Raw genomic sequence first — 11,988 nt, forward strand, 5'->3', positions numbered from 1 at the left:
ATTCAGGATTGAGCCATGATAAAATTTACATTGAACCAAACACCCATCTCTTTCAAAGGCAGCAAGGAGCTGTCTCTTTTGACCTGGCTGAGGGAAGAGATGAACATCGTATCTGTAAAAAACGGATGCTCCGGCCAGGGCGCATGCGGCGCATGCCTTCTTGAAATAAACGGTAAACCCGCACTTTCATGCAGAACACCCATGAAAAAATTAGATGGTGCCGATATCGTTACCATAGAGGGGTTTGATCCTGTCCTGAAGGATACCCTGGCAAAAGCATTTGTAAAAAAAGGAGCTGTTCAATGTGGATTCTGCACCCCGGGTTTTCTTTCCCGGGCAAAAATTCTTCTGGAGCAGAATGCCTCTCCCAGCCGGGAGGAAATAAAAAAAGCCTTTAGCGCCAATCTTTGCCGGTGTACGGGTTACACCAAAATAATTGATGCGGTTATTCTTGCTGCAGAATCACTTAAGAGTAAAAAAAAGATCGAACTTTTAGAAAACGCAGGTGTGGGCCAAAGCAGGGCGAAGCATGATGCATACCTTACTGCGCTGGGCCGGCGCAACTTCATAGATGACATGAAATTTCCCGGCATGCTGTTCAGTGCCTTGAGATTCAGTAATCACCCAAGAGCAAAAGTGCTTTGTATTCATACCCGAAAAGCTGCAAAACTGCCGGGTGTGGTAAGGGTCTTTACGGCAGAAGACATTCCCGGAGAAAAAATGACCGGCGCCATCCACCAGGACTGGCCCTTGATGGTGCAGGAAGGGGAAACCACAAGATACATCGGTGATGTGCTTGCCGGTGTAGTGGCTGAAGATGAAAAGACGGCCAGAAGAGCCTGCAACCTTATTGAGGTCGAATATGAGGTCCTGGAACCGGTTACAGACCCTGTTGAAGCACTTACGGATAAAATTAAAGTCCATGAAAAAGGCAATCTGCTGGCCATCACCCAATTCAGCAGGGGCGGTAATATTGATGATGCATTTGAATCATCTGCTTTTACGGTTTCAGCCCAATACAGGACCCAGCTTGTGGAACATGCTTTTTTGGAAACTGAAGCCGCCATTGCAAAGCCCCATGGAAAAGACGGCATCCAGATCTACACCCAGAGCCAGGGAATCTATGAAGACAGACATTCCATTTCAAAACTCCTGGGGATTCCCAAGGAGCGGGTGATCGCAACCCTTGTTCCCTGCGGCGGTGCATTCGGCGGCAAAGAAGACCTGACCGTCCAGGGCCATGCCGCCCTTTTTAGTTTTCACCTCAACCAAATCATAAAGTTAAGGCTTTCCAGGGAAGAGTCCATCAGAATGCATGTAAAACGCCACCCGTTTATCATGAATTATAAACTCGGGTGCGACAGAAAAGGGAAACTGACCGCTCTTTTTGCAGATATCATCGGAGATACCGGCGCCTATGCTTCCCTTGGCGGGGAAGTATTAAACCGTGCCGCCGGCCATGCAGCCGGTGGCTTTCATGTGCCCGTAGTGGATGTTATTTCAAAGGCAGTTTATACAAACAACCTTCCTTCCGGTGCCATGCGGGGGTTTGGTGTTAATCAGGTGACATTTGCAATGGAATGCATTGTGGACGAACTTTGCGGGAAAGGTGGATTTGACCCCTGGCAGTTCAGATTTGACAATGCCCTGGAAAAAGGATCAATGACGACCACCGGCCAGGTGCTGGGTGATGGTGTCGGACTTAAGGAAACCCTTCTTGCCGTAAAAGAGGAATTTTACAATGCAAAGTATGCCGGCATTGCCATTGCCATAAAAAATATCGGTTTCGGCAACGGCCTGGTGGATGAGAGCGAAGCCGTCATTGAGATCATCTCGGATAAAAAAGTGATCCTTCATCATGGGTGGACGGAAATGGGCCAGGGGGTTGATACCATAGCAAAACAGATCCTCTATGATGTGGCAGGGCTTAAAGATGTCCGGATTGATGTCGTATCCAGTACGGATTCCGAAGTGATCGGCGGGACCACAACTGCCAGCCGGGGAACCTTTTTGCTGGGAAATTCTTTGATCATGGCTGCAAACAAACTGAAAACCGAACTTGCAAAATGTGAACTCAAAGACCTTGTGGGCAAAAAATTCAAAGGAAGATGGTTTTGCGACTGGACAACCCGGCCCGGCAACAATGTTGAAAACCCCCAGACCCATTTTGCCTATGGCTATGCTGCCCAGGTTGTCATTTTGGATGAAAAAGGCTGTGTTGAAAAAGTTGTTGCCGCTCATGATGCCGGCCGGGTCATCAATCCTGCGCTTTTTGAAGGCCAGGTTCAAGGGGCTGTGATGATGGGGCTGGGGTATGCATTTACTGAAAAACTGGCGCTGGACAACGGCAGACTGGTGTCTTCCAAAATGGCAAAGCTCGGAGTCCCTAAAATCAAATCAATGCCTGAAATCATTGTCAAGGTGGTTGAGGTCAAAGATCCGGGTGGGCCCATGGGTGCCAAGGGTGTGGGAGAAATAGGACTGGTTCCCACCGCTCCTGCGGCCGTCAATGCCCTTTTCCAGTTTGATAAAAAAAGACGGTATGAACTGCCGGTGGGACAAAGGATAAAATAATGACCCTTTATATTAAAAATGCAACCTTTATTGACTGGCAGAGTTTAAGATTCACAAAAACAGATATGGCGGTGGAAAGCGGACCTTACGGGGGAATCAGACTTATCCCCTCCATTGATGCCCTTGCACCCAAAAATTTGTCAAACATCCTTGATGCAAAGGGCAGGTTTGTGACTAAATCCTTTGGATGCGGCCATCATCATATCTATTCAACACTGGCAAGGGGAATGCCTGCCCCGGCCAAAACACCCCGGAATTTTGTTGATATTTTAAGCTATATCTGGTGGAATCTGGATAAAAATCTGGACCTTGAAATGATAAAGGCAAGCGCCCTTGCATCGGCTCTTTTCTGTGCTAAAAACGGTGTCACCTTTGTCATTGATCACCATTCCTCCCCTTTTGCCGTGGAGGATTCTCTTTTTGTAATTAAAGAAGCCTTTGACACCATTGGAATTTCTCACCTGCTTTGTTATGAAATGTCCGACCGTGACGGTGAAAAAGTAAGAGATGCCGGGCTTGATGAAACCAAAAATTTTCTCAAAGCCGGCAACCAGGGGCATGTTAGTCTTCATGCATCCTTTACCGTGGGCAATGATCTTCTTGAAAAAGCAATTGCCCTTGCCAAAAAATTTACTACCGGTATCCACATCCATGTTGCAGAGGACATGGCTGATCAGGAACACTGTTTGAAACATCATGGCAAAAGAGTGATGCAGCGCCTTTTTGATGCAGGTGCCCTTGATCTTCCAGGCTCCATACTGGGGCATTGTATTCATCTTGATAATAATGAAAAAAGCCTTTTAAGAGATTCTAAGGCCTGGGTGGTTCAAAACACTGAAAGCAATCTGAACAACAATGTAGGACTGGGGAATTATTCGGCCTGCGGGTCAAATATTATGCTGGGCACGGACGGTATGCATTCAGATATGCTTAGAAGCGCCAAGGCGGCATTTTTTGTGGGACAGGGAACAGAAGGCATTGGTTTTCCTGAAATTTATAAAAGGTTTAGAAATATCCATAGATATATAAAAAAAGGCCATTACAAGGGTGACGCTGACAATAATCTTGTAATACTTGACTACAACACCCCCACCCACATGAATCAGGATAATTTTTCAGGGCACTTTTTATTCGGCATTGAATCATCCCATGTGGACAGTGTCATCTCTTCGGGCCGCCTGATCGTGAAAAACAAGAAACTTATCACAGCCAGTGAACAAGATATTCTCCAGTCTGCAAAAGAAATGGGAAACAGGCTGTGGAAAAAACTATCGTAACGGGTTTGCAGATGAAAAATAATTTAAAAAAAATACTTTTGAAAAACGGTAGGATTGTTACTCCGGATGGTATTGTTCAGGGAGATCTTCTGGTGGTCGGCGAAACCATATCTGATTTCGGCAAGACCATAATTGATGCCAATGCAGATGTTGTGGATGCCGGGGGAGGATATATTCTTCCCGGCGGTATTGACGTACACACCCATTTCAACCTTGATATCGGCATAGCAGTGGCCCAGGATGATTTTTATACCGGTACTGTGGCAGCAGCATTCGGAGGGACAACCATGATCGTTGATCATCCGGGATTCGGTCCTTCGGGGTGTTCCCTTTTCCACCAGATAGAAAAATACCATGAATATGCCAGGGGCAGGGCTGTGATTGACTATTCCTTTCATGCGGTTCTTCAGCACGTGGATGATGAAATCTTAAATGAAATCCCGACCCTTGCAGATCATGGCATTACCAGTATGAAGGCATATATGACCTATGATTACATGTTTTCAGACTCGATGCTTTTCAAGGTTCTTAAGGTTGCAAAAAAAAACAATTTGCTTGTGGCTGTTCATGCGGAAGACGATGCCCTGATCCGCTCCCTTCGGCAAAAATTCATTGACCAGGGGAAAAAACAAGCTATTTACCACGCAAAAAGCCGTCCACCCCATGCTGAAGGTCTGGCTGTAAAAAGGGTAATCAACATTGCTAAAAATGCCGGGAATGCTCCTTTGTATATTGTTCATCTTTCAACCAGGGACGGGCTTAGACATGTGTTAAACGCAAAAGAGTCCGGAATGAATGTCTTTGCTGAAACATGCCCCCAGTATCTGGTGCTTGATGAAACCCTTTACACTCTCCCCCATAAGGAAGGGCTTAAATATGTCATGAGTCCCCCCTTGAGGGAAAAAGAACACCAGGATGCCATCTGGCATGGACTTTTGGACAACACCATAGATGTTGTGGCAACAGATCACTGCCCCTTTGATTTTGAACTGAAAAAATCTCTGGCAGCAGATGATTTTTCAAAATGTCCCGGCGGATGCCCCGGGGTGGAAACAAGGGTTGGGCTGATGTTTTCAAAAGGAGTCCTGGAAAAAGGCATGAGCGTAAACGAATTTTCCAGGATTATTTCTGAAAATCCTGCGAAAATCATGGGCCTTTATCCTGAAAAAGGGATTATTGCCAAAGGATCGGATGCAGACCTGATCATCATAAACCCAGGAAAACAAGAAAAAATTTCAAAAGCCAGACTCCATGAAAATGTTGATTATTCGGCATATGAAGGCATAAAAATTGCCGGCTGGCCGAGCATGACCATGGTCAGGGGATCTGTCATTGTCAAAGACGGACAGTTCACCGGGAAACCAGGGTTTGGAAAATTTATAAGACGGAGGTGTTATGAGTGATACCTTTACCTGCCTTTCTTTGGAAAACCTGTTAACCTGGATTAAAAGAGAGGAAAAAACCGGAAAAATTTTTGGAATTCCCAGGTCTCTTTTTTTCAAGCCGTCTGATTCGGATATTTTCAGGATCAATCGTTATGGCCGGGTTTTAGAGACCCCTGTGGGTGTTGCCGCAGGTCCCCATACACAGCTCTCCCAGAATATTATCTGTGCCTGGCTTACCGGTGCCAGGTATATTGAACTTAAAACAATCCAGATACAAGATGAACTTTTTGTCACCAAACCCTGCATCAACATGGAAGATGAGGGCTATAACTGTGAATGGTCCCAGGAATTAAAACTGGAAAAATCAATGGATGAGTATATCAATGCCCTGATTGCCATTTATATCCTGAAAAAAAAACTGAACTTTGGCAGTGACGCTGATCCCGGATTTTTATTCAACATGAGCGTGGGCTACAACCTGGAAGGTATTTTAAGCCCGGGTGTCCAGAAATTCCTCGACACCATGGCGGACGCCGGCAGTTTGATTTCAGAAAAACTTGCCATTGCCCGGACTGTTTTCCCGAAAGCTGTGGATCTTGAAATCCCCCCGACTATTTCAGACAACATCACCATCTCCACCATGCACGGCTGCCCGCCCGATGAGATTGAAAAAATCGGCCGGTATTTTATTGAGCAAAAAAAACTCCATACAACCATAAAGCTGAACCCAACCCTTCTGGGTCCTGAACCATTAAGGGATATTCTGAATAAAAAGCTCGGATTTGATACGATTGTACCGGACATTGCATTTGAACATGATCTTAAATTTGATGCCGGTATAAAACTGATTAAAACCCTTTTGAAAATAGCCGAAAAATCCAAAGTTGAATTCAATATCAAGCTGACCAACACCCTGGAGACCCAAAATCGCGGCAGACTTCCTGAAAAGGAAAAAATGGTTTATATGAGTGGCAGGCCGCTTCATGTTATCAGCACCAATCTTGCGTATAAGCTGCAACAGCAGTTCAACGGCGGGCTTGATATTTCATTTTCCGCAGGTGCTGACTGCTTTAACTTAGCTGCTCTTCTTTCCTGCGGCCTGAAACCGGTTACCGTATGTTCTGATATATTAAAACCAGGGGGATACACAAGGATTGCCCAGTATCTGAAAAATACCCGGGAAGCCTTTAAAAGCAGCGGGGCCGGTTCTGTTTCAGACTATATTATGATTAAGGCAGGTAAAAAAACAAGTCAAAATGAATCCATCCTGTTTAACCTTGAACACTATGCAAAAAAAGTTCAAACTCAAGAATCATACCATAAAACAAGCTTTCCCTGGTCAACCATAAAAACCAAAAAAAAACTCACTGCATTTGACTGCATCCATGCGCCATGCCGGGAGACCTGCCCTGCGGGACAGGATGTTCCCTCTTATATGTATTACACGTCAAAAGGGTTGTTTGAAGATGCATTAAGGGTCATTCTAAAAACCAACCCCTTTCCCAGTGTACAGGGAATGGTCTGTGACCATCCCTGCACCCGGAAATGCACCAGGATTAATTATGACACCCCCTTGAGAATACGTGAAATAAAACGATACATTGCCCAAAATCACCATGAACTCCCTGATCTCAAACCGCTTAAAGACAACAAGCTTAAAGCGGCGGTCATCGGCGGAGGGCCTTCCGGGTTTTCTGCGGCATATTTCCTTAAAATGAACGGATTCTCAGTGGATGTGTTTGAAGCCAAAAAGTTTGCCGGGGGAATGGCGGCGGATGCCATTCCCAGTTTCAGGCTTGATGATATCAGCATACAAAGGGATATTGACAGGATCATCGGCCTGGGTGTGACTGTCAAGTATGGCAGGTCTGTTGATAAACAAATGTTCAACACCTTAAAACAAACCTATGATTACGTATATATCGCAGTGGGTGCAAGTATTGCCTATAAACTGGATGTGCCCGGTTCTGACGCAAAAGGCGTATTTGACCAGCTTGAATTTTTAAGTGGCCTCAGGCAGGGCAAGCCTGTTGAAACAGGCAAAAACATTGTGGTGATCGGCGGGGGCAACTCTGCCATGGACGCTTCCCGTGCAGCAAAACGCCTGGCAGGAAGAGACGGCAAAGTCACCATTCTTTACAGAAGAAGCATCAAAAAAATGCCTGCAGATATTGAGGAAATTGAAGATGCCATTCAGGAAGGCATCAAAATAGAGCAGATGGTCTCCCCTGAAAGTGTGCTTTCTGAAAACGGCCGGGTGAACAGTATCAGGTGTTACAGAATGGAACCGGGTACACCCGATTCCAGTGGCAGACCCGAGCCCGTCATCATAGACGGTTCTTTTTTTAAGATCAAGGCAGATACCGTCATCTCCGCCATTGGACAAAAAGTCCGGGTTCCCTTTTTCCCGGAACAAAAACTTGCGGTTGATCCTAAAACATACCGGACAGGGATTGAAAATGTCTATGCAGGCGGAGATGCCTTGCGCGGGGCGTCAACCCTGATCAAGGCCATTGCAGACGGCCGGAACGCGGTTCAAAATATCATCAATGATGCTTGTCTTTCAGGAACGCCCTTCCCTGAAACCGAAAACTGTGAAACTGACATTGAACTCCTTGAACAAAAAATGGCCAGGCGTGTCCAGGGATGTGAAATAAAACAAACCAGTCTTTTAAAACGGGACAGCTTTGACCTGGTAACAAAAACCCTTACCAGGGAAGCAGCCAGGGCAGAAGCATCAAGGTGCCTTTCCTGCGATACCCTGTGCAATATCTGTACAAGTGTATGCCCCAACCGTGCAAATATTTCATACTCGGTTCAACCCTTTAAAGGAGTAACATATAAAGCGATTTGTAAAAACGGAACCCCCTTTTTTAAAAAAAACGGAACTTTTGCCATTCACCAGGCCTATCAGGTTGTGAATATCGGTGATTTCTGCAATGAATGCGGGAATTGTACCACTTTCTGCCCCTCTTCGGGATCTCCATACAAGGATAAACCCAAATTTTATCTTTCAATGGATGCTTTCCTTAAAGAACCCAGCGGGTATATGATTTCAGGCAGCTCAATATTAAAAAGAGATGAGGGGAACCAGACCTCATTGACGGAACAGGAGAGTGCATATGAATATGAGAATCAATGGGTTTTTGCAACATTAGACAAGCAGACCTTTGACGTATTGGACGTTACATTTAGAACCAGGGAGGACCGGGAAGTCGATCTGACTGAAGCCAGGCAGCTCGGATTCCTGTATACATCACTTAAGGGACATCTTGGAACATAAACCAAAAGATGATACATCCCAAAATAAGAAAAAACATGGGGCAGGAGAAAACATGGGATCGGTTTTATTAAAAAACTGTTATTATATATGGCCGGGGATTGATGACGAGCCCCTTGAAAATACCGATATTCTGATTAAGGGCAACCAGATAAAAAAAATTGAAAAAAATATTATTGAAGAGGCCCAAAGGGTGATTGATTGTTCAAACCACGTGGTTCTGCCGGGGCTTGTCAATACCCATCATCATTTTTACCAGACCCTGACCCGAAACCTGCCTGCTGTCCAGAATGCCAAGCTTTTTGACTGGCTTGTCCATTTATATGATATCTGGAAACATATTGATGAAGAAGCAGTGTTCTACTCTTCTCTTCTGGCCATGGGCGAGCTGCTCAAAACCGGCTGCACTCTTTCAACCGATCATCATTACCTGTATCCCCGCGGAATTGATTGTGACATCATGGCCACCCAGTTTAAGGCAGCCCAAATCCTGGGACTTCGTTTTTCTCCCGCACGGGGGTCCATGTCCCTCAGCAAAAAAGACGGCGGGCTGCCGCCTGACAGTGTGGTTCAGGATGAAGAAACTATTTTATGGGACAGTGAACGGGTGATCCGCAAGTTTCATGACCCGGGAGAATTATCCATGAAAAAAATCATACTGGCCCCTTGCAGTCCTTTTTCCGTGACCAGAAATCTGATGAAAGAGACAGTGGCCCTTGCAAGGCGCTACAATGTAAGGCTTCACACCCATCTTGCGGAAACAGCCGATGAAAATGAGTATTGCGTCAGCGTTTACGGCCAAAGACCTCTTGCACTCATGGAGGATTGCGCCTTTATCGGGGAAGATGTCTCCTATGCCCATGGTGTTTTTTTTAATGATGATGAATTAACGCTTCTTAAAGAAACCCAAACCCATATTGCCCATTGCCCCACTTCCAATATGCGGCTTGGATCGGGAATATGCCGGGTGTCTGATATGCGTGCCAAAGGCATAAATGTAGCGTTGGGGGTTGACGGGTCAGCGTCTAACGATTCCTCGGACATGCTCGGTGAACTCAGAAACGGACTGCTTCTTGCCCGGGTAAAGTATGGTGCGTCCGCAATGAGCGTGGACGATATTCTGAAAATGGCAACACAAAATGGTGCCAAACTTTTAAATTTTGAACGGGTTGGGAAAATAAGACCGGATTATGCAGCAGACCTGGCTGTTTTTAATATCAACCGGATGGAATATGCAGGTTCCCTCTCTGATCCTGCTGCTGCTCTTATTTTTTCAGGATATAATCATGGCACCGATTATACCCTGGTCAACGGAAAAGTGGTGGTTGACCAGGGCAGGTTAACGGGTTTTAATGAAGATGCAATCAGGGATAAGGCAAATGCATTGTCCCTAAAAATAAGAAGGAGACATATCAGTCATGGCAGTGGGAAAATCGGTAAACCGTGTTGATGCGGTTGCCAAGGTAACCGGCCGGGCAGAATACACCCAGGATTTCTACAGACCCAATATGCTGGTGGCAAAATATGTCAGAAGCAGTATTGCCCATGGCCGGGTAAAAACGATTCATGTGAAAGAGACAAAAAAACTAACCGGCGTTGAAGCTGTATTAACCTATGAAGATGTTCCCCAAATAAAATTTGCCACGGCAGGCCACCCGTTTTCCATGGACCCCACACACAAGGATGTGGCAGACCGGTTGCTTTTGACCCGGAATGTCCGGTTCATGGGTGATGAAATTGCCATTGTTGTGGCCCAGAATGAAATTATCGCCAATAAGGCCATAAAATTGATCAAAGTTTCATATGAAGCATACAAGCCCCTTCTTTATCCCAAAAATATTTTAAGGGATGATGCAAGGCAGATTCATGAAGGATCTCCCAATATCGTGGGTGAACACCAGTATTCATTTGGTGGTGATGTGGATCAAGCCCTGAAAGAAGCGGATTATATAGTTGAAAGCAAATTTGAGACTGCCATGGTACACCATTGCCACATCGAAAACCATATTGCCTTTGCCTATATGGATGATCTTGACAGAATCGTGATTGTTTCCTCCACCCAGATCCCCCATATTGCCAGAAGAATTGTGGGGGAAGCCCTTGATATGCCCCTTAGCCGCGTGCGTGTAATCAAACCGTTTATAGGCGGGGGATTTGGAAACAAGCAGGATGTTATCCTTGAACCCATGGTGGCATTTCTCACCCTGAAACTTGACGGCCGGGCGGTTCAAATAAACATGTCCCGGGAAGAGTGCATGATCGGAACCCGGAACCGCCATCCCTTTTACTTTGATGTTAAAACCGGTTTTATGAAAGATGGCACCATGAAGGCAAGAAAAATGGATGCAATTTCCATAACCGGTGCCTATGCCTCCCATGGTCATGCCGTTGCCGCAGCAGGCGGCAGTAAAAAAAGTTATCTGTATCCAAGAATGGCCACCCGGTATCATGCAAAAACTTTATATGCCAACCTCCCGGTTGCTGGTGCCATGAGGGCCTATGGATCACCCCAGGTTATCTATGCCCTTGATTGCGCAACCGAAGATGCTGCCCATGCCATTGGAATGGACCCTGTTGAATTCAGGCTTAAAAATATTGTGAAACAGGGCGATGTGGACCAGATGTCAGGGAAAAAAATACTCAGCTGTGGTCTAACCCAATGTCTGCTCAAAGGCAAAGAGCTGATGAACTGGGACAAAAAAAAGAAAGAATATGAAAAGCATAAAACCGGGCCGATGCGGCGCGGTCTTGGGGTGGCATGTTTCAGCTATGCTTCGGGAACCTATCCGGTCTGTGTTGAAATTGCCAGTGTAAGACTGGTACTGAACCAGGACGGAACTATCCATGTCCAGGTGGGCGCCACTGAAATCGGGCAGGGTTCGGACACGGTTGTGGCCCAGATGGTTGCACAGACCGTTGGCATCCCCTGTGAAAAAATTTTGGTTGTCCAGGCACAGGATACGGACGTATCTCCCTTTGACACCGGCGCCTATGCATCAAGGCAGGCCTATGTCATCAGTAATGCCGTGTTCAGGGCTGCCACATCATTGAAGGAAAAAATACTGGGCCATGTTTCTTTAATGATTGGAAAACCAGATGAACCATATGATATTATCCAGGGCAATATTGTTTGTGCAGATACCGGGATCTTTGTCATGGATATGAAAACTCTGGCCCTTGACAGTTATTACCACAAGGAAAGAGGTGGCCAGCTGACGGCTGAAGTTTCCCACAAAACCACCACCAATGCCCCTGTTTTCGGATGTACATTTGTTGATATCCAGGTGGATATCCCCCTTTGCAAAATAAAAATCAACAAAATAATCAATCTCCATGATTCAGGGGTGATTCTCAATCCTGTACAGGCCGGCGGACAGGTTCACGGCGGCGTATTCATGGGAATCGGTGCAGCCCTGTCCGAACAAATACTCATTGATCCCGAATCCGGCCATATCTACAATAACAACCTGCT

At 45.9% G+C, this 11,988-nt stretch carries 6 protein-coding genes; all 6 read left to right on the forward strand.

Going from position 1 to position 11,988, the window contains the following annotated elements; translation table 11 throughout:
• The first annotated feature begins 15 nt into the window (after positions 1-15).
• Positions 16-2,574 (forward strand): selenium-dependent xanthine dehydrogenase, encoded by a 2,559-nt coding sequence (xdh, locus tag K8S13_RS07395; protein ID WP_291461622.1) that lies wholly within the window; start codon positions 16-18, stop codon positions 2,572-2,574.
• Positions 2,574-3,851 (forward strand): amidohydrolase family protein, encoded by a 1,278-nt coding sequence (locus K8S13_RS07400; protein WP_291461623.1) that lies wholly within the window; start codon positions 2,574-2,576, stop codon positions 3,849-3,851. Before xdh ends, K8S13_RS07400 begins: the two co-directional genes overlap by 1 nt.
• The gene (gene hydA, locus K8S13_RS07405; RefSeq protein ID WP_291461624.1) at positions 3,833-5,254 is read left to right on the forward strand and encodes a dihydropyrimidinase; all 1,422 of its coding nucleotides are present in this window, start codon (positions 3,833-3,835) and stop codon (positions 5,252-5,254) included. Before K8S13_RS07400 ends, hydA begins: the two co-directional genes overlap by 19 nt.
• The gene (gene ygfK, locus K8S13_RS07410) at positions 5,247-8,519 is read left to right on the forward strand and encodes a putative selenate reductase subunit YgfK (protein ID WP_291461625.1); all 3,273 of its coding nucleotides are present in this window, start codon (positions 5,247-5,249) and stop codon (positions 8,517-8,519) included. Before hydA ends, ygfK begins: the two co-directional genes overlap by 8 nt.
• Positions 8,509-9,966 carry an 8-oxoguanine deaminase gene (locus tag K8S13_RS07415; protein WP_291461626.1) on the forward strand — a complete coding sequence of 486 codons (1,458 nt, stop codon included), beginning with the start codon at positions 8,509-8,511 and terminating at the stop codon, positions 9,964-9,966. Before ygfK ends, K8S13_RS07415 begins: the two co-directional genes overlap by 11 nt.
• Positions 9,935-11,988 (forward strand): xanthine dehydrogenase molybdenum-binding subunit XdhA (gene xdhA, locus K8S13_RS07420; protein WP_291461627.1); only part of this gene is annotated, 2,054 nt, incomplete at its 3' end. The genes K8S13_RS07415 and xdhA, both read left to right, overlap by 32 nt.

Source organism: Desulfobacula sp., assembly GCF_021107415.1.